Genomic DNA, 23,972 nt, shown 5'->3' with positions numbered 1-23,972 from the left:
CACCGAACCGGGGTGTTACGGCACCCCGGATGACGAACTAGTCGGAGGGAAGAACCAGCGTGCCTAGCGAATACGCGAAGACACTGGGTGGCAAGTTGCGCGCCATCCGCCAGCAGCAAGGGTTGTCGCTGCATGGCGTGGAAGAGAAGTCCAAGGGTCGCTGGAAGGCGGTCGTCGTCGGCTCGTACGAGCGCGGCGATCGGGCCGTCACGGTCCAGAAGCTCGCGGAGCTCGCCGATTTCTACGGCGTGCCCATCCGTGAGCTGCTCCCAGGAAACGCCAGCGCGGCCGCTGCGGCTGCCGCTCCTCCCCGGTTGATCCTCGACCTGGAGGCCCTGCAACACCTCGACGCGAGCGAGGCCGGTCCGCTGACGCGGTACGCGGCCACGATCCAGGCTCAGCGCGGGGACTACAACGGAAAGGTGCTGTCGATCCGTCAGGACGACATGCGCACGCTCGCGGTGATCTACGACGAGTCGCCGACGACGCTGACCGAGCGCTTCATCTCCTGGGGAGTCCTGAACCCCGAGGCGAAGGGTGACGTCGAGGATTCGTCCGAGGCCGCCGGCGCCTGATTCGTGGGCGTTGGCATTGACGGTCGGGGCTTGTAGCAGCTGGCCCGCGGCCGCCCGCCTTGCTTCATCCACGGGGAAGCACAAGTAGGGCCCGGGACCGTACCGAGACGGTCACCGGGCCTTGGCAGAGAGGGCTCGCCCCCCTCGATCCCTGGCAGCTTTCTAGAGGCCCGTTTCAGAGACCCAGCGTCGGCTTCAGCTGCAGCAGCCTGGCCAGCAGGCCGTTCACGAACGTCGGGGACTCGTCAGTGGACAGGTCCCGCGCCAGGGCGACCGCCTCGCTCACCGCGACCACGTCCGGCACCTGGTCGTCGTACAGCAGCTCGTAGGTGCCGATGCGGAGGATGTTCCGGTCGACGGCCGGCATCCGGTCCAGCGTCCAGCCGACCGAGTGTGTCTCGAGCAGCTCGTCGATCTGCTCGGCGTGCTTCGCGACCCCCTCGACCAGCGCCACGGTGAACTCGTTGACCGGCGGGTCGTTGTCGGACACCCGGTCGGCCAGGGTGCCGCCGACCGGCAGCCCCCTGACCTCGGACTCGAACAGCACGTCGAGGGCGCGCTTGCGGGCCTTGCTCCGGGCAGACATGTTCTTTTGTCCCTAAAGGTTGCGTCGATCAGGAGTTGACGCGGCCGAGGTAGTCCCCGGTCCGGGTGTCCACCTTGACCTTCTCGCCGGTGGTCAGGAACAGCGGCACCTGGATGTCGAACCCGGTCTCCAGGCGGGCCGGCTTGGTGCCGCCGCTGGAGCGGTCGCCCTGCAGGCCGGGCTCGGTGTACTCGACGAGGAGCTCGACCGAGGCCGGGAGCTCGACGTACAGCGGAAGGTCGTCGTGGACCGCGACGATCGCGTCCTGGTTCTCGAGCAGGAAGTGGGTGGCGTCGCCGACCACCTCGGGCTGGATCTGGAGCTGGTCGTACGTCGACTTGTCCATGAACACGTACGCCGAACCGTCGTTGTACAGGTAGGTCATGTCGCGCTTGTCGACGGTGGCCACCTCGACCTTCACGTCGGCGTTGAAGGTCTTGTCCACCACCTTGCCGGACAACACGTTCTTCAGCTTGGTCCGGACGACGGCGCCGCCCTTGCCCGGCTTGTGGTGCTGGAACCAGACGACGGACCACAACTGCCCGTCCAGGTCGAGCACCATGCCGTTCTTGAGGTCGTTCGTCGATGCCACGCGGGTATGCCCTTCGAAATCGATCAGAGGTAACACCGGATTGTAGCGGTCTGGACGGGGTTCCTCCGATTCGGCGGACCCTGGCGGCCCGTAGGCTGGTGGACCAGGTCGTCGATCGACATGTCAGGAGGCCGGCTGATGACGGGGTTCGTGATCTTCGTCGTGGTGATGATCGTGGTGGGCCTGATCAACAAGGCCAAGCAGCAGTCCGGCGGGAACGGCAAGGCGAACGCCCGCGTCCAGGCGATGATGGAGCGGATCCAGGCGCAGCAGGGCGGCAACCAGCCGATCCAGTTCCAGGGGCAGTACACCCAGGCCGCAGGACAGGGCGGACCACGGCCTGCTCCTCAGCCGGGTCAGTCGGGGAGCCCGCAGGGCAGTCAGCAGGCGGCCGCCATCCTCCAGAGCCTCATGCAGAACGGTCGGCAGGGGCCCCGGCCGGGTGAGTGGAGTGCGCCGGGTCAGGCACCGACACAGCCTGGAGCAACCACGCCGTACCCGCCCGCTGGTGTCTATCAGGCCCCTGCCCAGTTCCAGCCGGCTCAGTACCCCATGCAGTACAACCCGGGCCCGTACCAGCCCCCCGCGCACCGCCCGCCGCAGAACAACCTTCCCGCGCCGTCGCAGGACCTGGACGCCCGCGTACGCGAGCTGATGAACGCCGGCAACGAGGTCGGCGCGGTCCGGCTGCTGAGCGAGGAGCGCGAGCTCGGCATCCTGCAGGCGCAGCAGTACGCACGCTCGCTCGTCGCACCGCAGCGTTCTGCCGGACCTGACAACGACTCCGGCACGGTGGACGACACCGATCCCAGCGAGGAGCGGTACGTCGGCTCTGCGGCGTTCTCGGAGTCGATCTTCAACCTGGACGACCGCGAGGAGAACGTCTGGGCCAGCGGCTGGGTGGACAAGCCCGAGCCTGAGGACCGGTCCGACATCGAGGAGCTCTGGCAGACCGTCAGCAATCCGCCTCAGCCCGGTCCTCCCACTGCACAGTGATGTAGCTGTGCCGCCGGGCGATGTGAAAGCCCGCCGGTAGCTCAGCACCCGCAGCATGCACCTGGAACGTCGGCCCGGGACCTGTACGTTGCTTGGCGTCCCACGTACGCACCTGGTCGACCACTGACTCCATCAGCGCACCGGCGTCCGGGCCATGGGCGCTGCATCCCAGCTCTACATGTGACTCGTCCCGACCGGCCCGCGTGGACACGTACGCGACGCTGTCAGCTGTAGCGACCGCTGCCACCCAGGACCACTCCGCGCCGTTCAGGATGCAGTACCCAGGCAGCGTGCACGCCAGCCAGAGGTAGAGGTCGAGCAACGGCTCCTCGCGCTGCAGCTGCACCCCTGACCACAGCTGCTCACGGTGCAGCTCCAGTACGTCCTTCTCCGGGTGCGGCTCGCCCTCCTGGTCCTCGTCGAACGTCAGCCTCGCGTCGTCCAGCGGCACCAGCCGCTCGTAGTGCGCACCAACGCCCTGCATGCTGACGAAGCCGCACATCGTGGTGGACCTGCTCTCCAGGTGCTCCCCCACCAGGTCGAACGCGACCGACCGCGTCTGCCCCCGCACCCGCAGCGGTACAACGATCCGGCCCTCCGGCCGCAGCTGCCGCCACCAAGCGGTCGCGATGTCCCACGCGGTGACCGTCACCACAATCCGGTCGTACGGCGCCCGCCCCGGCTCCCCGAACTCGCCGTCGACCCGGACCACGTCCACGTCGGCGTACCCGGCCTTGTCGAGGAACGTCCGCGCCCGGTCCGTCACGTCCGCGTCGATGTCGACCGTGGTGACCGCACCGTCCGGACCGGCCAGCTCCCGCAGCAGCGCCGCGTTGTACCCGCCGGAGCCGATCTCTAGCACCCGGTCCCCCGGCCGGACCGCGGCCTGCTGCAGCATCAGCGCAACGATGCTCGGCTGCGACACCGAACTCGTCAGCACGCCGGCCCGGTTCTGCTTCATCGGCACGACGTCATCGGCGTACGCGACCTCCAACGGCACATGGGGTACGAACACGTGCCGCGGTACGGCCTGGAACGCGGCGGCGACCCGCTCGTCGCTGAGGGTCCCAGCGGCCACCAGGTGCTGGACGAGGGCGGACCGCAGCGTGTCTGCGTCGGCGCCTGTCACGGTCAGTCCCGCTTGTCCCCGAGAGACTCCAGCAACACCCGCAGCAGTCCGGCCAACTGATCGCGCTCGGCGGCCGAAAGCCCGGCGAGGAGCTGGGACTGGGTGTCGACGTGGGCCGGCAGCACCTTGTCGATCAGGTCGAGCCCCTGACGTGTCAGCGTCACCTGTACGCCGCGGCGGTCGGTCTCGCTCGGAGATCGGGTGACCAGACCGCGTGCCTCCAGCCGGTCCAGCCGCTGGCTGATCGCACCCGAGGTCACCATCGACGCGTGCATCAGACCGGCCGGGGTCAGGCTGTGCTCAGCGTTGCTGCGGCGCAGCGTCGCCAGTACGTCAAACGAGGGACGATCGAGGTCGTACGCGGCCAGGCTCCGGCGCAGCTCGGCGTCGAACAGCGCGCCGAGCCGGTTGACCCGTCCGATGACGCCGACCGGAGCGGCATCCAGGTCGGGCCGCTGCTCGCGCCACTGCTCGAGCACCAGGTCGACGTGATCTGCCATTCGTCCAGCGTAACGCCCGATCGTTTAGCGGTGAGCGATTCAGATCAGGCCCTGGCGGAGCGCGTAGGCGACCGCGTGGGAGCGGTTCCGGAGCTGCAGGCGACTCGTCACGTCGTGCAGGACGTTCTTGACGGTCCGTTCGGAGTAGGACAGCTCACGGGCGATCTCCTGCGTGTCCTTGCCGTCGGCAACGAGGCGCAGGACCTGGGTCTCGCGGTCGGACAGGCTGGAGTGCGGCAGCCTCCGCACGCTCGACGGCTGCCCGAGCAGGCGGCCGAGGAGATCCGTCGGCAGGTTGCCGTCACCGGCGGCCGCGGCCCGTACCAGGTGCACGATCCGGTCAGGTGTCGCCTCGGTACGACGCAGCACGCCGCAGACGCCCAGCCCGACCGCGGTCATCAGCGCGTCGTCGTCGATCGCGCTGCCGATCAGCACGATCCGGCGGCACCCGCGCTGGGTCGCCGACCGCAGGACCTGGACAGCGCCGGAGTCGAGCGAGTCGACCGCGATCAGCGCGACCGCGGCCGCGTCCGGATCGTCGGCCAGCAGGATCTCCGGACGCTGCCCGAGCGCGTGCACCAGGCCGAACTGCGACAACGGATCGAGCGCCTTCACCCAGACCGGAATAGTCATCCTTGTCCCCCAACGCCGAGCGTTCTGAATGCTGCCCACACTGACCTGATGCCCGATCGGGCACTTTGGTTATGGATTCGGGGCAGTAATTACGGCGTCAGGATTCGAGCGTGATGAGGGCGCGGAGCGCGAGCCGGTACGAGTCGAGGCCGAAACCGGCGATCGTGCCGGTCGCGACGCCGGCCACGACGCTGGTGTGCCGGAAGTCCTCACGGGTGGCCGGGTTGGTCAGGTGGATCTCGATCAGCGGCGCGGTCCGCTGCGCGATCGCGTCCCGCAGCGAGTACGAGTAGTGGGTGAAGGCGGCCGGATTCAGTACGACGGGCGTCCGGGCGTCGGCCGCCTCATGCAGCCAGTGCACCAGCTCGGTCTCGTCGTCGGTCTGCCGGACCTCGACCTCCAGGCCGAGCTCGGCGGCAGTCTTCTCGCAGACCCCGACCAGCTCGGCGAACGTCGTCGTGCCGTACTTCTCCGGCTCCCGCGATCCCAGCCGCCCGAGGTTCGGCCCGTTCAGTACCAGCACTCGCTTGCTCACGCTCCAGAACCTAACCGATCTCGCCGTAGGCCGCGATCAGCAGGCCGGGGTCCGGGGCCTCGAGAATGGTCGGCTTCGCCAGACCGTCCAGGATCACGAACCGGAGCCGGTCGGCGCGGGTCTTCTTGTCGAGCTTCATGGCGTCCTGCAGGTGCGGCCAGGCGTCCGCGCGGTAGCTGACCGGCAGCCCCAGCGACTCCAGCACCGCGCGGTGCCGGTCGGCGGTCGCGTCGTCCAGGCGGCCCGCGGCCCGGGCGAGCTCGGCGACGAACACCATCCCGATGCTGATCGCGGCGCCGTGCCGCCACTTGTACCGCTCGAGGCGCTCGATCGCGTGGCCGAGGGTGTGCCCGTAGTTCAGCGCCTCACGCCCGATCCGGCCGCCGGCGGTGGTGGTCCGCTCGCGCAGGTCGGCGCCGACGGTGTCGGCCTTCACCTGGATCGAGCGGGCGATCAGCTCCTCGGTCGCGCCGTACGACGGGCTCCGGACCGCGGCCGGATCCTTCTCGACCAGGTCGAGGATCACCGGGTCGGCGATGAAACCGCACTTCACGACCTCGGCGAGGCCGCTGACGTAGTCGTTCGGCGGCAGGCTCACGAGCGCGGCGAGGTCGCACAGCACGCCGGCCGGCTCCCAGAAAGCACCGACCAGGTTCTTGCCCTCGGCGGTGTTGATGCCGGTCTTGCCACCGACGGCCGCGTCGACCATGCCGAGCAATGTGGTCGGGATGTGCACGACCTTCACGCCGCGCAGCCAGGTCGCCGCAACGAAGCCGGCCAGGTCCGTGGTGGTCCCGCCGCCGACGCTGACGAGCGCGTCCGAACGGGTGAAGCCGGCCTGTCCGAGGACCGACCAGCAGTACGCCAGCACGTCGGCGGTCTTGGCCTCCTCGGCGTCCGGGATCTCGATCGCGTGCGCGGTGAAGCCGGACGCGGTCAGGTCGTCGCGGATCGCGTCGCCGGTCTCGCGGAGCGCGCGCGGATGCACCACCGCGACCCGCTGTACCCCGTCGCCGAGCAGCGCCGGCAGCTCGCCGAGCAGGTTGTTGCCGATCACAACGTCGTACGGAGCCGCTGCCGCAACCCTGATCCTGGTGGGCTTGCCGGTCATCCGAGGTGCTCCAGGATTTCGTCGGCGATCTCGTCCGGGGTCCTGTTGTCCGTGGTCACGGTCAGCTTGGCGACCTCGGAGTACAAGGGGCGACGTGCTTCCATCAGGTTGCGGAGCTGGGTGCGGACGTTGCCGAACAGCAGCGGCCGGGCGACGCTCAGGCCGACGCGCTTGGATGCCTCGCCGAGGCTGACGTCCAGGAAGACGACCGTCTGGCCGGCGAGGTCGGCGCGGGTCGCCGCGTCCAGGATCGCACCGCCGCCGAGCGACAGCACCTGGCCGTCACCCTTCAGCGCCTCGACGATCGCGGCCCGCTCCAACCTGCGGAAGTGCGGCTCGCCCTCGTCGACGAAGATCTCGGAGATCGGCTTGCCGGCACTCGCCTCGATGTCGGTGTCGGTGTCTCGGTGCTCGACGCCGAGGCGCTTCGACAGCACCGCGGCGATCGTGGACTTGCCCGATCCGGGCGGGCCGACCAGGACGACGACCGGGCTCACTCCCACTCCCTCGGGGTGATCGTCGACGGCAGGTTCGCCAGGTACGACTGGTGGTTGCGCGCAGTCTCGGTGACCGAATCGCCGCCGAACTTCTCCAGCGCGACCTCTGCCAGCACCAGCGCGACCATCGCCTCCGCGACGATGCCGGCGGCCGGTACGGCACAGACGTCCGAACGCTGGTGGTGCGCGGCCGTGGCCTCGCCGGTCGCGGTGTCGATCGTGCGGAGCGCGCGCGGAACGGTCGCGATCGGCTTCATCGCGGCGCGCACCCGGAGCGTCTCACCAGTGCTCATGCCGCCCTCGGTACCGCCCGAGCGGCCGCTGGTCCGACGGACCACACCGTCCTCGGCGACGATCTCGTCGTGCGCCTTCGAACCCGGCGTCCGGGCCAGCTCGAAGCCGTCACCGAGCTCGACACCCTTGATCGCCTGGATGCCCATCAGCGCGCCGGCCAGCTTCGAGTCGAGGCGGCGGTCCCAGTGCACGTAGCTGCCGAGCCCCGGCGGCAGGCCGTCGACGACCACCTCGACGACACCGCCGAGCGTGTCACCGGCCTTCTGGGCGGCGTCGATCTCGGCGACCATCTGCTTGCTCGCGTCCGGGTCCAGGCAGCGGACCGGGTCCTCGTCGAGCCGCGCGACATCGCCGGCCGCCGGGATCACGCCGTACGGCGCCTTGACCGTGCCGAGCTCGACCACGTGGCTGACGATGGTCACGCCGTACGCCTGGCGCAGGAAGCGGGACGCGACCTCGCCGAGCGCGACCCGGGCCGCAGTCTCGCGGGCGCTGGCCCGCTCGAGCACCGGGCGGGCCTCGTCGAACCCGTACTTCTGCATGCCCGCGAGGTCGGCGTGACCGGGTCGCGGGCGGGTAAGCGGGGCGTTGCGGGCGAGGCCGGCGAGCGTGTCGGCGTCGACCGGGTCGGCGCTCATCACCTGCTCCCACTTGGGCCACTCGGTGTTGCCGACCTGGATGGCGACCGGGCTGCCGAGCGTCAGCCCGTGCCGGAAGCCGCCGACGAACGTCACCTCGTCCCGCTCGAACTTCATCCGGGCGCCGCGGCCGTAGCCCAGCCGACGACGGGCCAGGGCGTCGGCCACGTCATCAGTCGTGACCTCGACCCCGGCGGGAAGACCTTCAAGTACGGCGACGAGCGCTTGTCCGTGCGACTCGCCGGCGGTAAGCCAGCGCAGCATGCCCCGATTCTTCCACGGCTGTCCCAGGTCCCAGACAGCGGTCTCAGACTGAGCGGTACCGGGTCAGTGGCAGGTGTTGGTGTCCTGGGTGGAGCCGGTGCGGACGGTCAGGACGGCATTGAAGGTCTTGACGATCGCGGACTTGTCGCAGCTGGTGCTGGCATCGGCCGCCTGACCACCGGCGATCGCGGCGCCGGTCAGCGCGGTCGTGGCGAGGGCCGCCGCGGCCAGGCGCCCGGCGGTACGACGGAATGCGGGGGTCATCGGATGCTCCTCGAACGATTGGTTGCCGTTGTACTAACGACCGTATGACCGGAAAGCGCCGCGCGAACTGGCGCCAGATCCCGTCTTCGAGGTAGCGCTGGCACCACCATCGATAGGGTCCTCGCATGACACGGCGGGAAGAGGAGACGTGGCGGGGGCGGGTGCGGGGGTGCCTGCTGGGCGGGGCGATCGGGGACGCGCTGGGCGGGCCGGTGGAGTTCGACGACGGCCGGTCGATCGTCGCGAAGCACCCGGACGGGCTGCGCACCTTCGTCCCGGGTGGGGCGGGCTGGCCGGCGGGAACGGTCACCGACGACACCCAGATGACGCTGTTCACCCTCGAGGGGCTGATCCGCGGGAACGTCCGGACGGACCGCGGCCTCGGGTTCACCGTGGCTGTTGTCCAGCATGCGTACGACCGCTGGCTGGACACGCAGACGCTGCCGCGGCCAAGCGGTGAGCGGGACGGGTGGCTGCAGCGCGAGCAGTGGCTGTACGCCCGCCGCGCACCCGGCAACACCTGCCTGACCGCGCTCACCGAAGCGCGGAAGGGCGCGGCGAAGATCCCACAGTTCGGCGCGCAGGCGGTCAACGACTCCAAGGGCTGCGGCGGCGTCATGCGGGTGGCGCCGTTCGGGCTGCTGCCGCAGCGGTTCCCGACGGAGTGGGTCTTCGACTCGGCCGCGGAGGCCGCCGGGTACACGCACGGCCATCCGACCGGCAAACTCGCGTCCGGCACGCTGGCCGCGATCGTCCACGCGCTCTGCGACGGCGCCGGCCTAGACGAGGCGATCAGCCGCGCCACCGAGGTTCTGGTCCAGCACGAGGGTCACGAGGAGACCAGTACGGCGCTCACCCTCGCCAGGCAGCTGGCCGCAACCGCGCCGGCCGGCCCGGTGACGGTCGAGCGCCTCGGCGGCGGCTGGATCGCCGAGGAGGCGCTCGCGATCGCCGTCTACGCCGCCCTCGCCTACCCAGGCCCGGACCAGTTCCTGGACGCCCTCGCGCTGGCCGTCACGCACTCCGGCGACAGCGACTCGACCGGCGCGATCTGCGGCAACCTGCTCGGCGCCCTGCACGGTGAGACGGCTCTCCCCGCAGAGCTTGTCTTCACCGTCGAGGGCCGTTCGGTGATGCTGCAACTCGCCGACGACTTCGCTCTGGAGTTCACCCAGAGCAAGCGCCTGCACGGGGACTACGGGCCCCACACCGAGTGGACGCAGCGCTACCCGGGATGGTGACTACTTGGCCGCCTCGATCGACAACTTGTGGTGGAACACGTTGCGCGGGTCCCACTTCGCCTTGATCTGCTGCAGCCGGGGATAGTTGCCCAGGTAGTACAGGTCGTGCCACGGCACGCCGGACTTGTTGTACTCCGGATCCGCGAGATCCACGTCCGGGTAGTTGATGTACGACCCGGCGTTGGTCGCGTTCGGTGCCGGTACGCCGCCGGTGTCGCGGTACACGTCGGCGTACACCTTGCGGGCCCAGGCGATGTGCTTCGCGTCGTCGGCCTCGGAGGTCCAGGACGCGCTCAGCACCATCTTCGCGACCACGTCCCGCTGCGCGGCGGCCGTGGCGTCCGACGGGACGGTGTTGACCTTCCCGCCGTACGGGACGAGCAGGACCGAAGACTCCGGCCCGGTGTACGTCGTGTCGGTCAGCCCGCGGTACAGCGCCGCGATCTGCTCGTCGGTGTAGCCCTTCTTCAGGTACCCGGCCTTGTACTTGCCGCGGCCCGGCGTGGCGGTCTCGCCGATCGAGCGGTTCATCGTGGTGTGCAGGAACGGCCCGACCCCGGCGTCGATGGTCTGCGGTTTCGGGTCCACGCCGGCCACGATCGCGGCGTTGAACGCGTTCATCAGCTGCTCCGAGTTCGGCGCGGCGGCGTCGATCTGGGTGGAGAGCAGGTACTGCCCGGCCGACGAGTGGGTGAAGATGAACGGCGCGTACAGCGTCGCGTACGGCGAGTCGGCGGTGTTGTGCTGCTCGAAGAAGTTGAACCAGTTCCGCACGGTCCGGGTGAACGTTGCCTGGGTCGTGGTCTTCCAGTCGTACACCAGGATGCTCGACCGCAGCGCGGCCGGTGCCTTGGGCAACGAGTCCTCCGGCGTCCGGCCGGTCGATCCGTTGGTACGCATCAGGTACCGGGTGACGACGCCGAAGTTGCCGCCACCGCCACCGGTGTGCGCCCACCACAGGTCGCGGTGCGCGTTGTCGCGGGTCGCCACCAGGGATCGGGCGCGGCCGTGCGCGTCGACAACCACGATCTCCACGCCGTACAGGTGGTCGACGACCGAGCCGTACTTGCGCGACAGCGGCCCGTACCCGCCGCCGCTGAAGTGACCGCCGACGCCGACGCCGAGACAGCCGCCGGCCGGCACGGTCAGGCCCCAGCCGAAGAACAGCTCCTTGTAGACGTTCTCGAGGATCGCGCCGGAGCCGATCGAGAAGGCCCGGTACCGCGGGTCCCAGGTGATCGCAGTGTTCGCCGACATGTCCAGCACGACCTCGATGTCGCTGCTGTCCACGAAGTCCTCGAAGCAGTGCCCGCCCCCGCGGACCGCGATCCGCTTGCCGCCGCGGACCGCGCCCTGCACGGCGTCGACGGCGTCATCGGTCGAGCGGATCACACGCACATAGTCGGGCGTGCCGACGAAGCGCCGGTTCTGCCCGCGCTGCACGAGGTCTTGATAGCGCTGGTCGTTCGGGCCGATCTTCGGGCCACTGGTGCTCGCAGCGACCGGCGCGGCGGAGGCCGTACCGGGAACTGCGAGCGCGGCACCGGCGACTGCGGTACCGGCCAGGAGACCACGACGACTGACTGGCATAGAGATTCCCTCCCGAGAGTTCGAATACCTCGACCCTAGGAAGCGCGGCCGTCCGTGCACATCAACCATCTGGTGGAGTCCACGGCTCAGCTATCCGGCGTACAACCTCTCCAGCGGCGCACCGAGCAGGACGCCGCCGAGCGCCCCGACCAGCATGAACGGCCCGAACGGGACCATCTGCTTGCGCGTCATCACCCGGCCGACGATCAGCGCGATCCCGACCACCGCGCCGAGGAAGAACCCGCCGTACAGACCGGACACGAACTGTCCCCAGCCGAGCCAGCCCAACGCCAGACCGAGCAGCCCGGACAGCCGTACGTCGCCGAAGCCGACGCCGCGCGGGAACGCGAACCACAGCACGTAGAACACCCCGAACCCGATCGCGCCGGCGATCGCCGCCCGCCGCAGCGAGCCCCACTCCCCCGTGGCCAGCGCCGCCACCACGAGCCCTACGGCGACGAGGGCGTACATCGGCCAGATGATCACCGAAGGCAGGAACCGCGTCCGCGCGTCGATGTAGCCGAGCACCGCGCCCGCCACCGCGAGCACGAGCCACACGGGGAGTACTGCGTCCAGGCCGACCAGCCAGCCCAGCAAGGCACCCGCGATCGCCGCGAGACCACCACACCAGTACGCAGCGCGCCGACCGGCGAGCGAGACGTACAGCGTCTTGGTCTCGCCCTCGTCCAGGACCGGCTCGGGAATGCGCCGCAGCAGCCAGGGACCGAGGACGTACGCCGCTGGACCGCAGGCGACCGCACCGATCCCGGCAGCGAGCAAAGCGTTCTCAGCCGGCACGATCGTGCAGCCTAGCGTCTTGCGGCTGCCCGCCTGACGAGTACCCGTGCGAGCACTGCGGCGCCGACGCCTAGCAGGAGTACGCCGCCGAAGAGCATCGCGATCGTGCTCCAGAAGCCGTCGTTGACGGTGACGTAGGTGATCCGCTGGTACGGGTCGTCGTTCGCGGCCGGCTGGAACGTGAAGTCGTTCGTGATCCGGCTCGGATCGCTGTACGTCGCGGTGTAGGCGGTCAGGTAGTCGGCGGGCTGCGCCAGCGCATCGTCCTCGACCCGGCCCGCGAACAACAGCTCCGGCTTGACGCCCTCGTACGGAACGGTCGTCGCGTCGACGCGATGCTCGGCTGCGACGTACACGGTCACAGTCTGGGCGGTGGTCGCGCCCTTGCTGAGCCGCATCGGGTACACGATCCGCTCGGACGCGAACGTCAGCCGCAGCGGCGGGGTCGCGCCGTACAGGCTGTCGCCGGTCCGCTTCGGCGCGAGCTTGACCGCGACGATCTCCCACTTCTCGGTCAGGTACGGCGTCAGGTTCGCGGCCAGGGTCGCCGGGACGACGTAGCCGTTCGTACGCAGCCAGTCGGTCACCGCCGTACCGCTCGTGCCGCTCAGCCGCGTGACCGCGAACGGCCCGAGCACCATCTGCTGCCGGACGTCCACTCCTGACCCGGGCGCGCCCGCGGCGGCCCGGTCGCCGGAGCCGGCCATGATCCCGAGGTTCCGGAACGGCCAGTACGTCTTGCGCACGACGCGCTTCGGCTTCGTCAGCTGCCCGAGCCGGTAGAACAGCTGCGTGTCGCCCAGCTCGACCTTGGCCGCGGACGGCACCGGCATGATCCAGGCAGCCTTCTTCGACGTCCCGTTGACGCCCATCGACAACGTGATCTGCTCGGTGCCACCTGTATGCCGGACCAGCGCGTTCTCGCCGTACACCCGAGCGTGCGACTGCGCGTCCGGCAGGTAACCGCCGCACGCACACGCCCAGGCAGGTGTCACACCGGCCGCAACGAACCCGACCGCCAGCACACCCGCGACCACCCGCCAAAGCTTCACGGGCCGAACACTAGCTAGCCGAAGGTGTACGAGGTGTGAAAGAAGTTCGTCGGGTCGTATTTCTGCTTCGCAGCGTGCAGTTTCGCGGCGCTGCCGCCGTAGTACGAACTGACCGCCCGGCCGGACTCGAGGTAGTTCACGTAGCCGCCCGCAGAGGCTGCGCGGACGGCGCTGTGGCCGTTCGCGATGAAGGTCTTGGCGCCGCTGTTCTGCGCGGAGGAGTACCACTGGATGACCCCCAGGGCGCTCCGCCAGGGCCAGGACGAACCGCCGTCCGGCTGCTTCGCGGCCTGGCCGCCGAGCGGGTCGAGGATCGCCGACGCCGCCGTCCCGGCCCGCGCGGCCGACTTCACGGCGCCGAGCAGCCCGGTGATCGTGGTCGCGTCCATCGGACCCTTGAGTACGTCGGAACCGGCCAGGAAGCCCTGGCGCGGGCTCGTCGTACCGCCACCGAGGTACTTCACGGCCTCCAGATGCGACTTCACCGAGATCGTCCGCGCCGACGCCTTCGACCCGACGAACGACTCGAGCTGTGCGGCCGCCGCGCTCGCGTTGCCGGTCGTGGAGACGCCGAGCACATGGATCGACAGCGTTCCGTTGCTCTTGGCATCGATGTGCAGGTTGCCCCAGGACGTCGCCGCCGCGGTCTGCGCGAACTTCTGCCAGCCGCGGACCACCGCCGCCGCCTGCGACTCCGGCCAGGTCAGCCGGAAGAACCCCAGCTTGGTCGCCGGGATGGTGGCGAACTGGAACGACGTGACCACGCCGAGGTTGCCGCCACCGCTGCCGCGCAGCGCCGCGAACAGGTCGGAGTCCGAACTCGCGCTGACGTTGTGTGCCTTGCCGTCCGCGGTGACCACGCCCATCCCGACGACCCGGTCGCAGGTCAGACCGTACGTCCGGGTGTGGACGCCCATCCCGCCGCCGAGCGTGAGGCCGGCGACGCCGACGGTCGGGCAGGTGCCGGTCGGCAGTGAGCGCCCGTACCGGTCGAGGAACGCGTGCACGTCGTACAGTCGCGCGCCGGCACCGACGGTGAGGACGCCGTTGGAGTAGCTCATGGTCTTGAGGCCGCTGAGGTCGACCTGGACGCCGTTCGCGATCGTCGATGCGCCGACGTACGAGTGGCCGCCGCTCTTCGGCACCAGGACGAGCTTGTGAGTGCGGGCGAAGTCGATCGCCTGCTGGACGTCCGCGGCTGCCGCGGCCTTCACGACGGCGGTCGGGCGGACGCTGTCCCAGCGCGGGTTGAACAGCTGGTGCGCGGCGGCGTAGCCGGAGGTCGAGGCGAGGTACAGCTTGCCCTTCAGGGACTTCGCGAGGGTGTTCCAGTTCGGCGCGCTGGGCGGCGGTGCCGTGGTGGCACTCGGCTTCGTGGGCGGAGTGCTGCTCGCCTCCGTGGGCGGCGGAGTGCTCGGCGCCGCAGAGGTCGATGTCGGCGCGGGCGTCTGGGACGGGCTGGGAGTACTGCCGGCGTCCTTCTTCGCGTCGCCGCAACCCGCGATCGTGGCCGCGGCAGCCGCGCCACCGGCGATCAGTACCGTACGGCGATCAAGCAGGCTCACGATCCCCCAACTCCTCACGCGCAGCCGTCCGCATGGCCGCCAGAGGAGCCGGCGACCTCCCCGTCATCATCTCCACCTGGAGGGTCGCCTGATGCACGAGCAGGTCAAGTCCGTTCAACAGCTCTGTACCGATCCGGTGCGCCGCGATCGCGAGCCGGGTCGGCCACGGGTGGTACGCGACGTCGAACACCACCGGCGCGACACCGGCGAAGTGCTCCGCCCACGGGTCCACCGCACCGCCCGGCAGCGTCGACACGCACAGGTCGAAGCCGCCGATCTGCTCGACCTGGGAGAAGTCCGCCACCGACACCCGGAGTCCGAGCTCCGCCGCCAGGTCCCGGAGCCGCTCGGCCTTCGCGATCTCCCGGACGACGACGGTCACCTCGCGGACCTGCATCCCGCGCAGCGCCGCCAGCGTCGACGCGGCGGTCGCGCCACCACCGAGGACGACGGCGCTCTCGGCGGCCGTGATCCCCTGCTCGGCGAACGCGTTCACCAATCCCGGTACGTCGGTGTTGTAGACCGCGCGGGAGCCGTCCGGCTCGAAGATCATCGTGTTCGCCGCGCCGATCAGCTCCGCAACCGGGTCGACCGTGTCGGCCAGGTCGAGCGCGACCCGCTTCAACGGCATCGTCAGCGACAGCCCGCGGACGTCGTCGCCGAGCGTCGCGACGAAGCCGCGCAGCTCGTCCTCCTCGACCTCGAACGCCTCGTACGTCCAGTCCAGCCCGAGCGCCGCGTACGCAGCCCGATGCATCGCCGGCGACAACGAATGCCCGATCGGCGAACCGAGGACCGCACACCGGGTCAAGTCAGCACCGGCCTTTGTGGGCCTGGCACCAGGCCTGGAGCTTCTTCACGTTCGCCTGGTGCTCGCTGTACGTGGTGGCGAAGGCGGTCTCGCCGGTGTCCAGGTTGACCAGGGTGAAGTACAGCCAGGAGCCCTGGGCCGGGTTGATCGCCGCGCTCAGCTCGTCCCGCGTCGGCGAGTTGATCGGCGTCGGCGGCAGGCCCTTGTGGTTGTAGGTGTTGTACTTCGACGGGTTCTCACGCTGTTCCTTCGAGGTGAAGACGCCGCCGTCCTTGCCGACCACGTAGTGGATCGTCGAGTCCATCCCGAGGTACATCCCGGCGGCCAAGCGGTTGTAGATGACCCGCGCGACCTTCGGGTAGTCCTCCTTGCGGTTGGTCTCGGCGCCGATGATGCTCGCCACGATCACCGCCTGGTACGGGTCCAGGCCCTTGTGGGTCGCGCTGTTCTCCAGGTTCAGCGAGGCGGCCGCCTTCGCGTAGTTGGCCGTCATCAGCTTGATCATCGTGTACGCGTTCGCGTTCTTCGGCACGTCGTACGTCCCGGGGAACAGGAAGCCCTCGGCGTTGGCGTGCGCGTACTTCGGCAGGCCGAGCAGCGCCGTCTTGCCCATCGCGGTCGCGGCCGCACCGGCCGGGAGCTTCATCTTCGAACCCTGCAGGATCAGGGTGACCTCGGCCTTGGTCTTGCCTGCCGCGACACTGATCCGCGCGATCTTGACCGACTCGGCCGTGTTCAGCATCAGGTCGAGCGCGGCCTTCGCCGACATGTGCTTGCGCAGCGTGTAGGTGGCGGCCTGGATCTGCAGTGCCCGCGGATCGTCGCGGGCGACCCGCTCGAAGGCGCGGGCGCTCTTCACGACTTCCTTCTTCTCCAGGGTGTCCGCGATCGACGCGCTGCCCTGCCCGTTGGTGATCTCCACCTGGACGGTGCCGGTGCCCTGTCCTTCATAGTCCGGTGCGGAGAACACGCCGGCCAGCGCGTCCTTGCCCTTGCCGAAGCCGACCACAGCACCGGCCACGATCGCCCCGACGACCAGCAGCGAGATCAGGCCCGCGAAGCAGCCGAACGCCCGGCGGCCGCGCGCCCGGCGCCGGCTGGCGCGGCGCTCGACACGGCTCTCCGCCCGCAGCCCGAGGCCGGCGCCGAGATCGCCGGTCTGCTGTTCCTCGCCCTCGTTCACGTCTTGGTCCACCGATGGTCCGTTCACAGGGGCCTCCCGGGTGGGTTGCCGGTCTCACGCTCGAGGTCGAGCGCATGCTGGAGAATCACGACCGCCGCGGCCTGATCGACCACAGCACGCCGCTTGGAGCCCTTCTTTCCCCGTTCCCGCAACATCCGTTCGGCGGTGACGGTGGTGAACCGCTCGTCCACCAGCCGCATCGCCGTCCCCGCGTTCGTCTCACGCACCTTGTCCAGCACCTGCTTCGCCGTCTCCCGGATCTTCACCGCGGCCGGCCCTTCGCCCCCGGACAGGGAACGCGGCAGCCCGACCACGATCTCGAACGCCTCCAGTTCGGCGGCGAGTGCGGCGATCCTACCCAGATCGCCCGGTCCACGGCGGACCGTCTCCACAGGCGTGGCGAGGATGCCGTGCGGATCGCTGGTGGCGACGCCGATCCGGGCGTCACCGATGTCCAGCGCGATCCGCACGCCTCGTCTCATCAGCGAAACTCCATGGGTCAGCCGGTGACCTGGTGACCGATGGCGTGCTCCACGGCGCTCAGCGCGTCGTCGGCGCCGGCCGCATCCGTGCCGCCACCCTGCGCGACGTCGTCCTTGCCGCCGCCCCGGCCGCCGACCTTCTCGGCCGCGATCCGGACCAGGTCCCCGGCCTTCAGCCGCCATTCGCGGGCGGTGTCGTTGAGGGCGACCACCACGCCGGGCTTGCCGTCGTTCACGCTCAGGACCGCGACCACGGAAGGCTTCTCGTTCCCCATCCGGCCGCGCACGTCGAGCGCCAGCTTGCGCAGGTCGCCGCCGTTCACACCGTCCGGTGCACGGTGGCCGACGTACTGCACGCCGAACACGTCCTTCGCGTTCTTGGCCAGGTCGGCGCCGGCCTCCAGGACCTGCGCCGCGCGGACGCGCTCGAGCTCCTTCTCCGCCGCGCGCAGCCGCTCCGACAGGTCCGCGACCTTGGCGGGCAGCTCCTCCGGGCGGGTCTTCAGGTTCTCGCTGAGCAGCCGGACCAGGGCCCGCTCCTTGCCCAGGTAGTGCAGCGCCTCCATGCCGACGAACGCCTCGATCCGCCGGACACCGGCGCCGACCGAGGACTCACCGGTGACGGCGAGCGCGCCGACCTGCGAGGAGTGCTTCACGTGCGTACCACCGCAGAGCTCGCGGGACCACGGTCCGCCGATCTCGACCACCCGGACCTGCTCGTCGTACGTCTCCCCGAACAGTGCCAGCGCACCCCACTCCCGCGCCTCGGGCAGCGACATGTACTGCGCGGAGACCGCGAGGTCCTGGCGGACGGCGAGGTTCGCGACCTCTTCGATCTCGGACCGGGTGGCCGGGTCGAGCGCCGACGACCAGGCGAAGTCGAGGCGCAGGTAGCCGGGCTTGTTGTACGAACCGCTCTGCAACGCGTTCGGGCCGAGCACCTGGCGCAGGGCGGCGTGCACCACGTGCGTACCGGAGTGCGCCTGGCAGGCCGAGACCCGCCACTCGTGGTCGACCTGCGCGTGCACGTCGGACCCGGGACGCAGCACGCCCTCGAGGATCTCGACCCGGTGCACGATCAGGCCCTTCACCGGGCGCTGCACGTCCAGCACCTTGAGCCGCAGGCCGTCGCCGACGATCAGGCCCTCGTCGGCGATCTGGCCGCCGGACTCGGCGTAGAACGGGGTCTTCTCCAAGACGACCTCGACGGTCTCGCCCTGCTCCGCGAACTGCGCGACCGTACCGTCACGCAGCAGCCCGCGGACCTGCGAGTCGCTGGACAGCTCCTGGTAGCCGGTGAACTCGGTGACGCCCTTCTCGCGCAGCTCCCGGTAGCCGGAGGTGTCCGCGTGGCCGGCCTTCTTCGCGCGCGCGTCGGCCTTGGCCCGCTCGCGCTGCTCCTTCATCAAGGAGCGGAAGCCCTCGGTGTCGACGTTCAGGCCCTGCTCGGCCGCCATCTCCACGGTCAGGTCGATCGGGAAGCCGTACGTGTCGTGCAGCTGGAACGCCTTCGCGCCCTCGAGCTGGTGCGCACCGCTCGCCTTGGTGTCCTTCACCGCAACGTCGAAGATCGTCGTACCGGCCGTGAGTGTGCGGCGGAACGCCTCCTCCTCGGCGTACGCGATCTGACTGATCCGGCCGAAGTCGGTGACGAGCTCCGGGTACGACTTCTTCATCTGCTCGAGGCTGGTCGGTAGCAGCTCGACCAGGCTCGGGTCCTCGTAGCCGAGCAGTCGCATCGAACGGATCGCCCGGCGGAGCAGGCGGCGCAGCACGTAGCCACCCTGCTCGTTGCCCGGGGTGACGCCGTCGCCGATCAGCATCAGCGCGCTGCGGACGTGGTCCGCGATCACCCGGAAGCGGACGTCGTCGACGTGGTCGGCGCCGTACTTGCGGCCGCTGAGCTCGGACGCCTTCTCGATCACCGGGTAGATCTCGTCGATCTCGTACATGTTGTCGACGCCCTGCAGCAGGTACGCGACCCGCTCCAGGCCGAGGCCGGTGTCGATGTTCTTCTTCGGCAGCTCGCCGAGGATCGGATAGCCGTCCTTGCCGCCGCCCTCGCCGCGGACGTTCTGCATGAAGACCAGGTTCCAGAACTCCAGGTAGCGGTCGCCCGCCTCCCAGTCCCGGTCCGCGCCGAACTCCGGGCCGCGGTCGATCAGGATCTCCGAGCACGGGCCGCACGGACCCGGGATGCCCATCGACCAGAAGTTGTCCTTCATACCGAGCCGGACGATCCGGTCGTCGGGCAGCCCGGCGACCCGCTTCCAGATGTCGATCGCCTCGTCGTCCTCGTAGTACACCGAGGCGTACAGGACCGACTCGTCGAAGCCGTAGCCGCCCTCGTTCTGCGGCTTGGTGACCAGCTCCCAGGCGAACTTCACGGCGTCTTCCTTGAAGTAGTCGCCGAAGGAGAAGTTGCCGTTCATCTGGAAGAACGTTCCGTGCCGGGTGGTCTTGCCGACCTCTTCGATGTCGAGCGTCCGCACACACTTCTGCACGCTGGTCGCGCGCGCGTACGGCGGGGTCTGCTGACCGACGAAGTACGGCACGAACTGGGCCATGCCGGCGACGTTGAACAGCAGGTTCGGGTCCGGCGACGGCAGCGGTGCGCTCGGCACCACGGTGTGGCCCCGGTCCTCGAAGTACTGCAGGAACCGCCGCCTGATCTCACTGGTTTCCATGGGTGTTACCGGTAGTCCTCACGATCGTTGGTGTTCTCTATGCCGAGCGCGTCGCGCAGCTCGGTCTCCCGCTCGGCCATGCCCTCGCGGACCTGGTCGCCGAAGTGCCGGACCGCGGCGGCCAGCTTGGCCGCGGACTCCTGGACACTCTCCGGAGCGAGAACCTGGGCCTTCTTCTTCAGTCTGGTGACGGCGTAGACGCCGACGGCGATCCCGATGATCAGCCAGAAGATCCGCTTCATCGCTTGCGCGCCTTCCGCTCGGCCTTCATCTCGTCCTTGACGCGCTTCGCCACGTCCTTGCGCTGCTGGTCGCCGAGCGCCCGGCGGACGCCGTACGTGAACGCGGCCGCCTTCACCAGCGGACCGCCGGCGGTGGCCGAGAACAGCGACATCAACGCGGCCGCGTTGGTCGTCACGGTGGTCGCGTTGTCGGTGATCGTGTCGACCTTCGCGAGCTGCGCGTTGGTGGTGGCGACCGTCGTGGTCACCTCGCCGAGCAGCGGAACGCTGGAGTCGGAGACGCCCTTCACCATGATCCGGGTCTCGTCGAACACCTTGCCGAGCTTCAGGATCGGATAGGCCAGCAGGCCCACCAGGATGAGCAGCGCGCAGGCGGCTATCAGCCCCGCGACTTCACCGACGCTCATGGAAACGATCCACCTTCCGTAGCGACCTTGTGCGACAGTGCACAACTTTGTGGACCGCCCGACCTTATCGCGCTGCCCTGGCGCACTCGCCTCAGGACACCATCCCGCACATCACAGTCGCTCACCAAACCCCCGGAGCCGACTACCACGCACCGTGCGGGCGCCACGCGATCGCGCACCGTGATCACACGTGGTGGCGGGGTCGCAGTCTCGGCGTTCGGCTCGCGGAGCGGCGTGGGTTCGGTTCGGTTCGGCTCGGCTCCGGCTCGGCGTTCGGCTTCGGCGTTCGGATCGGTTACAGGGCGCCGAGGATCCCGCCGAGTAGGCGGCCAAGGCCGGTCGCGGGCGGGCTCGGCGATCCGGTGGGGGTGGGAGCCGGGGTCTGCGACGGGGTGGGTGAGGGCGTTGGCGACGGGGTCGTTGACGGGGTGGTTGAGGGGGTGGAGCTTGGTGACGGTTTCGTCGGCGCCGGTGTGGTCGGGCTTGGGCTTGTCGGGGCCGGGCTTGTCGGGGCCGGGCTGGTCGGCGTCGTTGGCTGAGACGTCGACGGGGCGGCCGGCTTGCTCTTCGGCGTACTGGTGGCGGGCGCCTTCGAGGTCGGCGCCTTGGTCGGTGCCTTGGTCGGCGCGTCGGTGGTGGTGCTTGGTGGTGACGGCGCGGCCAGCATCGGCGGCGGTGTGTTCGGGGTCGGCGACGGTGACCAGCTCGGGATCGGGACCAGCGGCTTGCCGACCGGCAGGGCCGGGCGGGCGCTCGATCTCGACGGACCCTGTGTGCGCTCGGTCGCCGACGGCGACGCCGTCGCGGGCGCCTGTACGTTCTCGGTACTGGTCGGCTGGTCGTGCGATCCGAACGGGACGAGGAACAGGACGCCGACCAGCAGCGCCAGAGCTGCTGCACCTGCATTCATCTTCAGGACTGACAAACGCCGGCGGACATGCCGCGGGCCGGACTGCCTCACAACAACAAACCTTTCGCCCCAGGTCGTCAGGCAGCCTAGCCAGTCGAGCGCTTCAATCGAAGCTCACTGTCAGTGCCTGAACGGATCCGTCCGGTGCCCAGCGCAGCTCCATCGTGCCGGTACCACCGCCCGACCAGCGGAAACGCGCCCGTTCGTCGTCGTCCTCGAGCAGCGTCATCGTCTCGGCCGGCGGATTCTCCCGGTACGCGGACGCGATCGCTGTCCGACCTTCGTACGGACCCACCGGTACCTGTACGAAACTCATGGTCGCGTCGACGGCGAAACGGCCCGCGAACATGTCCCAGTCGCCGGTGACGACCGCCTCGTTGAACGCGGCGACGTGGTCCGCCGTCCGGCTCATCGGCGGTTGCGGAGGATCTTGCGGATCGCTGCGACCCGATCGGCGTACGACGCTTCACCGCCGCGGCGGGTGGGGTTGTAGTAGTCGGTGCCGTCGATGACGTCCGGCGCGTACTGCTGTGGGAGGACGCCGCGCGGGTCGTCGTGCGAGTACTGGTAGGAGGAGCCGTGGCCGAGCTTCTTCGCACCGGAGTAGTGCGCATCGCGCAGGTGGGGCGGAACCGGGCCGACTTTGCCGGCCTTCACGTCCGCGATCGCTGCGTCGACGGCGAGGATCACCGCGTTGGACTTCGGTGCAAGTGCGAGCGCGACGACGGCCTGGGCGAGGTTGATGCGCGCTTCCGGCATCCCGATCAGCTGCACAGCCTCGGCCGCCGCGACCGCCACACCGAGCGCGGTCGGATCCCCCATGCCGATGTCCTCACTGGCCGAAATCACCAGCCGGCGGGCAATGAACCGCGGGTCCTCCCCCGCCTCGATCATCCGCGCCAGGTAATGCATCGAGGCGTCCACATCCGACCCCCGAATCGACTTGATCAACGCCGACGCCACGTCGTAATGCTGATCCCCCGCCCGGTCGTACCGAACCGCAGCCCGATCCACCGCCAATTCCAAAGTAACCAAATCCACCACAGCCCGCCCGCCGGCCCCACTCGTCACGTCGGCGGCATCGTCGGCAGCGGCAATGGGGGCTGCGGCGGTGTCGGCAGCGGGGCCTGCGGCGGTGTCGGCAGCGGGGGCTGCGGCGGTGTCGGCTGGGGCTGCGTCAGCGGCAGCGGTGTCGGCAGCGGCAGCAACGGCGTCGGCAGCGAGGGTTGTGCCGGCGGCGGCTGTATCAGCTGGCGCTGCCTCGGCGGCAGCGGCATCTGCGTCGGCGGCAGCGGACCCGGCTGCGGGGGCAGCGTCGGCTGGGGCTGTGCCGGGGGCGGGGTTTGGTGCGGTGGCTTCGCGGTACTTGTTGGCTTGGTCTTGTTTGGCTCGGGCTCCGCCTGCTGCTGCTTCCAGGTAGGTGAGGGCGCGGCGAGCGTCCCCGCCGGCCATCCGAAGCAGGTGGTCCCGCGCCTCGGGCGTCAGCTCGACCTCACCGTTCAGGCCGCGCTCATCGGCGATCGCGCGGTCCAAAAGGCTCGAGATGTCCTCGTCGGTGAGCGACTCCAGCGTCAGCAACAGGCTGCGCGACAACAGCGGCGAGATCACCGAGAAGAACGGATTCTCGGTGGTCGCCGCAACGAGCGTGACCCAACGGTTCTCGACGCCCGGCAGCAGCGCGTCCTGCTGAGCCTTCGTGAAGCGGTGCACCTCGTCGATGAACAGCACCGTCTCAACAGACCCGGTCGCACGAGCCAGATCTCGCCGCGCCCCGTCGATCACCTGCCGAACGTCCTTCACGCCGGCCGTCACCGCCGACAGCTCGACGAACTTCCGGTTGGTCTGATGCGACACCACCGCCGCGATCGTCGTCTTCCCGGTCCCGGGCGGACCCCACAGCAGCAGCGACATCGGCTGGTCGCCCTCCACCAGCCGACGCAACGGCGAACCCGGCGCCAGCAGATGCTGCTGCCCCACGAGCTCGTCAAGACTCCGCGGCCGCATCCGCACAGCCAGCGGCGCCGCAGTGTGATCCGTGTCCGCCAAACTCCCGCCCCCACGAGCAGGCGCCGGCGCACCAGGAAGCTCAAACAACCCATCACTCACAAAAGAACCCTAACCACCCCCACCGACACCCCACCCCAACCCCCACACCCAACCGACCCCCGACCCCAATCCCACATCCCACCCATCCCGCCCCATCCCACACCGTCCCACCCAAGCCCAGACCCCGCTTCGTCTCACCCCAAGCCCACACCGTCCCCCAACAGCCCATACCCCACCCCGTCCCACCCAAGCCCATACCCCACCCCGTCCCACCCAAGCCCATACCCCACCCCGTCCCACCCAAGCCCATACCCCACCCCGTCCCACCCAAGCCCATACCCCAC

At 69.6% G+C, this 23,972-nt stretch carries 26 protein-coding genes; 3 read left to right on the top strand and 23 right to left on the bottom strand.

Annotation, left to right across the window (positions count from 1 at the left end; translation table 11 throughout):
• Nucleotides 1-59: 59 nt before the first annotated feature.
• Nucleotides 60-575: a transcriptional regulator gene (locus ACGFI6_RS30925; protein ID WP_167209756.1), complete on the top strand. Its 516-nt coding sequence runs from the start codon at nt 60-62 to the stop codon at nt 573-575.
• A gap of 175 nt (nt 576-750) precedes the next feature.
• On the opposite strand, the gene nusB is transcribed toward ACGFI6_RS30925, so the two are convergent.
• Nucleotides 751-1,161 (bottom strand): transcription antitermination factor NusB, encoded by a 411-nt coding sequence (nusB, locus tag ACGFI6_RS30920; protein ID WP_393124768.1) that lies wholly within the window; start codon nt 1,159-1,161, stop codon nt 751-753.
• 28 nt (nt 1,162-1,189) lie between these two features.
• Nucleotides 1,190-1,753: an elongation factor P gene (gene efp / locus ACGFI6_RS30915; RefSeq protein WP_393124766.1), complete on the bottom strand. Its 564-nt coding sequence runs from the start codon at nt 1,751-1,753 to the stop codon at nt 1,190-1,192.
• 138 nt (nt 1,754-1,891) lie between these two features.
• Here efp and ACGFI6_RS30910 point away from each other — a divergent pair, with 138 nt between their 5' ends.
• Entirely contained in the window at nt 1,892-2,749 is an 858-nt protein-coding gene (locus ACGFI6_RS30910; RefSeq protein WP_393124764.1) for a hypothetical protein, read from the top strand.
• Here the strand turns inward: ACGFI6_RS30910 and fxlM are convergent.
• From fxlM to ACGFI6_RS30870, 8 genes are all read right to left on the bottom strand, one after another.
• Complete coding sequence (fxlM, locus tag ACGFI6_RS30905) at nt 2,709-3,878, bottom strand: methyltransferase, FxLD system (RefSeq protein ID WP_393124762.1); 1,170 nt, start codon at nt 3,876-3,878, stop codon at nt 2,709-2,711. The genes ACGFI6_RS30910 and fxlM overlap by 41 nt on opposite strands.
• A gap of 2 nt (nt 3,879-3,880) precedes the next feature.
• Entirely contained in the window at nt 3,881-4,378 is a 498-nt protein-coding gene (locus ACGFI6_RS30900; protein ID WP_393124760.1) for a MarR family winged helix-turn-helix transcriptional regulator, read from the bottom strand.
• Between the two features lie 39 nt (nt 4,379-4,417).
• Complete coding sequence (locus ACGFI6_RS30895; RefSeq protein ID WP_393124759.1) at nt 4,418-5,011, bottom strand: LuxR C-terminal-related transcriptional regulator; 594 nt, start codon at nt 5,009-5,011, stop codon at nt 4,418-4,420.
• Nucleotides 5,012-5,108: 97 nt separating this feature from the next.
• Nucleotides 5,109-5,546, bottom strand: a complete 438-nt coding sequence (gene aroQ, locus ACGFI6_RS30890; protein ID WP_393124757.1) for a type II 3-dehydroquinate dehydratase — start codon at nt 5,544-5,546, stop codon at nt 5,109-5,111.
• A 10-nt stretch (nt 5,547-5,556) separates the two neighbouring features.
• On the bottom strand, nt 5,557-6,657 hold the full coding sequence (gene aroB / locus ACGFI6_RS30885) for a 3-dehydroquinate synthase (RefSeq protein WP_393124755.1): 1,101 nt from the start codon (nt 6,655-6,657) through the stop codon (nt 5,557-5,559).
• Nucleotides 6,654-7,154 carry a shikimate kinase gene (locus tag ACGFI6_RS30880; RefSeq protein ID WP_393124753.1) on the bottom strand — a complete coding sequence of 167 codons (501 nt, stop codon included), beginning with the start codon at nt 7,152-7,154 and terminating at the stop codon, nt 6,654-6,656. The genes aroB and ACGFI6_RS30880 overlap by 4 nt, the downstream gene beginning before the upstream one ends.
• Nucleotides 7,151-8,350 carry a chorismate synthase gene (gene aroC, locus ACGFI6_RS30875; RefSeq protein ID WP_393124751.1) on the bottom strand — a complete coding sequence of 400 codons (1,200 nt, stop codon included), beginning with the start codon at nt 8,348-8,350 and terminating at the stop codon, nt 7,151-7,153. The genes ACGFI6_RS30880 and aroC overlap by 4 nt, the downstream gene beginning before the upstream one ends.
• Before the next feature lie 63 nt (nt 8,351-8,413).
• Nucleotides 8,414-8,614 (bottom strand): hypothetical protein, encoded by a 201-nt coding sequence (locus ACGFI6_RS30870; protein WP_393124749.1) that lies wholly within the window; start codon nt 8,612-8,614, stop codon nt 8,414-8,416.
• A gap of 125 nt (nt 8,615-8,739) precedes the next feature.
• Between ACGFI6_RS30870 and ACGFI6_RS30865 the strand changes: the two genes are divergently transcribed.
• Nucleotides 8,740-9,855 carry an ADP-ribosylglycohydrolase family protein gene (locus tag ACGFI6_RS30865; RefSeq protein WP_393124747.1) on the top strand — a complete coding sequence of 372 codons (1,116 nt, stop codon included), beginning with the start codon at nt 8,740-8,742 and terminating at the stop codon, nt 9,853-9,855.
• Here ACGFI6_RS30865 and ACGFI6_RS30860 read toward each other — a convergent pair whose 3' ends face one another.
• The 13 genes from ACGFI6_RS30860 to ACGFI6_RS30800 all read right to left on the bottom strand — a co-directional run bounded on the left by ACGFI6_RS30860 (nt 9,856) and on the right by ACGFI6_RS30800 (nt 23,688).
• Entirely contained in the window at nt 9,856-11,445 is a 1,590-nt protein-coding gene (locus tag ACGFI6_RS30860) for a BBE domain-containing protein (RefSeq protein ID WP_393124745.1), read from the bottom strand. It abuts the gene before it with no gap.
• A gap of 90 nt (nt 11,446-11,535) precedes the next feature.
• Nucleotides 11,536-12,243 carry a prepilin peptidase gene (locus tag ACGFI6_RS30855; RefSeq protein ID WP_393124743.1) on the bottom strand — a complete coding sequence of 236 codons (708 nt, stop codon included), beginning with the start codon at nt 12,241-12,243 and terminating at the stop codon, nt 11,536-11,538.
• An 11-nt stretch (nt 12,244-12,254) separates the two neighbouring features.
• Nucleotides 12,255-13,295: a DUF2330 domain-containing protein gene (locus tag ACGFI6_RS30850; RefSeq protein ID WP_393124741.1), complete on the bottom strand. Its 1,041-nt coding sequence runs from the start codon at nt 13,293-13,295 to the stop codon at nt 12,255-12,257.
• A 14-nt stretch (nt 13,296-13,309) separates the two neighbouring features.
• Nucleotides 13,310-14,860 carry an FAD-binding protein gene (locus ACGFI6_RS30845; protein ID WP_393124738.1) on the bottom strand — a complete coding sequence of 517 codons (1,551 nt, stop codon included), beginning with the start codon at nt 14,858-14,860 and terminating at the stop codon, nt 13,310-13,312.
• Nucleotides 14,847-15,671, bottom strand: a complete 825-nt coding sequence (locus tag ACGFI6_RS30840) for a shikimate dehydrogenase (RefSeq protein ID WP_393124736.1) — start codon at nt 15,669-15,671, stop codon at nt 14,847-14,849. The genes ACGFI6_RS30845 and ACGFI6_RS30840 overlap by 14 nt, the downstream gene beginning before the upstream one ends.
• 1 nt (nt 15,672) lies before the next feature.
• Entirely contained in the window at nt 15,673-16,881 is a 1,209-nt protein-coding gene (mltG, locus tag ACGFI6_RS30835) for an endolytic transglycosylase MltG (protein ID WP_393124734.1), read from the bottom strand.
• Entirely contained in the window at nt 16,878-17,336 is a 459-nt protein-coding gene (gene ruvX / locus ACGFI6_RS30830; protein WP_393124732.1) for a Holliday junction resolvase RuvX, read from the bottom strand. The genes mltG and ruvX overlap by 4 nt, the downstream gene beginning before the upstream one ends.
• 17 nt (nt 17,337-17,353) lie before the next feature.
• Nucleotides 17,354-20,023 carry an alanine--tRNA ligase gene (gene alaS, locus ACGFI6_RS30825; RefSeq protein WP_393124730.1) on the bottom strand — a complete coding sequence of 890 codons (2,670 nt, stop codon included), beginning with the start codon at nt 20,021-20,023 and terminating at the stop codon, nt 17,354-17,356.
• 5 nt (nt 20,024-20,028) lie between these two features.
• Complete coding sequence (locus tag ACGFI6_RS30820) at nt 20,029-20,265, bottom strand: DUF6167 family protein (RefSeq protein ID WP_393124728.1); 237 nt, start codon at nt 20,263-20,265, stop codon at nt 20,029-20,031.
• Nucleotides 20,262-20,672: a DUF948 domain-containing protein gene (locus ACGFI6_RS30815; protein WP_344187512.1), complete on the bottom strand. Its 411-nt coding sequence runs from the start codon at nt 20,670-20,672 to the stop codon at nt 20,262-20,264. The genes ACGFI6_RS30820 and ACGFI6_RS30815 overlap by 4 nt, the downstream gene beginning before the upstream one ends.
• A gap of 295 nt (nt 20,673-20,967) precedes the next feature.
• Nucleotides 20,968-21,582: a hypothetical protein gene (locus ACGFI6_RS30810; RefSeq protein ID WP_393124725.1), complete on the bottom strand. Its 615-nt coding sequence runs from the start codon at nt 21,580-21,582 to the stop codon at nt 20,968-20,970.
• Between the two features lie 103 nt (nt 21,583-21,685).
• The gene (locus tag ACGFI6_RS30805) at nt 21,686-21,994 is read right to left on the bottom strand and encodes a nuclear transport factor 2 family protein (protein WP_393124723.1); all 309 of its coding nucleotides are present in this window, start codon (nt 21,992-21,994) and stop codon (nt 21,686-21,688) included.
• Entirely contained in the window at nt 21,991-23,688 is a 1,698-nt protein-coding gene (locus ACGFI6_RS30800; protein ID WP_393124721.1) for a replication-associated recombination protein A, read from the bottom strand. Before ACGFI6_RS30800 ends, ACGFI6_RS30805 begins: the two co-directional genes overlap by 4 nt.
• Nucleotides 23,689-23,972: the final 284 nt, after the last annotated feature.

It is taken from the genome of Kribbella sp. NPDC048928 (assembly GCF_043197975.1).
In the GTDB taxonomy this organism is placed as follows: Bacteria; Actinomycetota; Actinomycetes; order Propionibacteriales; family Kribbellaceae; genus Kribbella.
Note: the sequence above shows the minus strand (reverse complement) of the source record. Positions and strands in the feature narration are given on the sequence as shown.

What these genes read in the sequence shown, in the direction of transcription:
- ACGFI6_RS30815 (WP_344187512.1), bottom strand. Translation starts at nt 20,672, where the DNA reads ATGAGCGTCGGTGAAGTCGCGGGGCTGATAGCCGCCTGCGCGCTGCTC.
- ACGFI6_RS30900 (WP_393124760.1), bottom strand. Translation starts at nt 4,378, where the DNA reads ATGGCAGATCACGTCGACCTGGTGCTCGAGCAGTGGCGCGAGCAGCGG.
- ACGFI6_RS30860 (WP_393124745.1), bottom strand. Translation starts at nt 11,445, where the DNA reads ATGCCAGTCAGTCGTCGTGGTCTCCTGGCCGGTACCGCAGTCGCCGGT.
- aroB (WP_393124755.1), bottom strand. Translation starts at nt 6,657, where the DNA reads ATGACCGGCAAGCCCACCAGGATCAGGGTTGCGGCAGCGGCTCCGTAC.
- nusB (WP_393124768.1), bottom strand. Translation starts at nt 1,161, where the DNA reads ATGTCTGCCCGGAGCAAGGCCCGCAAGCGCGCCCTCGACGTGCTGTTC.
- ACGFI6_RS30820 (WP_393124728.1), bottom strand. Translation starts at nt 20,265, where the DNA reads ATGAAGCGGATCTTCTGGCTGATCATCGGGATCGCCGTCGGCGTCTAC.
- ACGFI6_RS30810 (WP_393124725.1), bottom strand. Translation starts at nt 21,582, where the DNA reads ATGAATGCAGGTGCAGCAGCTCTGGCGCTGCTGGTCGGCGTCCTGTTC.
- ACGFI6_RS30870 (WP_393124749.1), bottom strand. Translation starts at nt 8,614, where the DNA reads ATGACCCCCGCATTCCGTCGTACCGCCGGGCGCCTGGCCGCGGCGGCC.
- ACGFI6_RS30865 (WP_393124747.1), top strand. Translation starts at nt 8,740, where the DNA reads ATGACACGGCGGGAAGAGGAGACGTGGCGGGGGCGGGTGCGGGGGTGC.
- ACGFI6_RS30895 (WP_393124759.1), bottom strand. Translation starts at nt 5,011, where the DNA reads ATGACTATTCCGGTCTGGGTGAAGGCGCTCGATCCGTTGTCGCAGTTC.
- ruvX (WP_393124732.1), bottom strand. Translation starts at nt 17,336, where the DNA reads ATGAGACGAGGCGTGCGGATCGCGCTGGACATCGGTGACGCCCGGATC.
- ACGFI6_RS30910 (WP_393124764.1), top strand. Translation starts at nt 1,892, where the DNA reads ATGACGGGGTTCGTGATCTTCGTCGTGGTGATGATCGTGGTGGGCCTG.
- ACGFI6_RS30805 (WP_393124723.1), bottom strand. Translation starts at nt 21,994, where the DNA reads ATGAGCCGGACGGCGGACCACGTCGCCGCGTTCAACGAGGCGGTCGTC.
- alaS (WP_393124730.1), bottom strand. Translation starts at nt 20,023, where the DNA reads ATGGAAACCAGTGAGATCAGGCGGCGGTTCCTGCAGTACTTCGAGGAC.
- aroC (WP_393124751.1), bottom strand. Translation starts at nt 8,350, where the DNA reads ATGCTGCGCTGGCTTACCGCCGGCGAGTCGCACGGACAAGCGCTCGTC.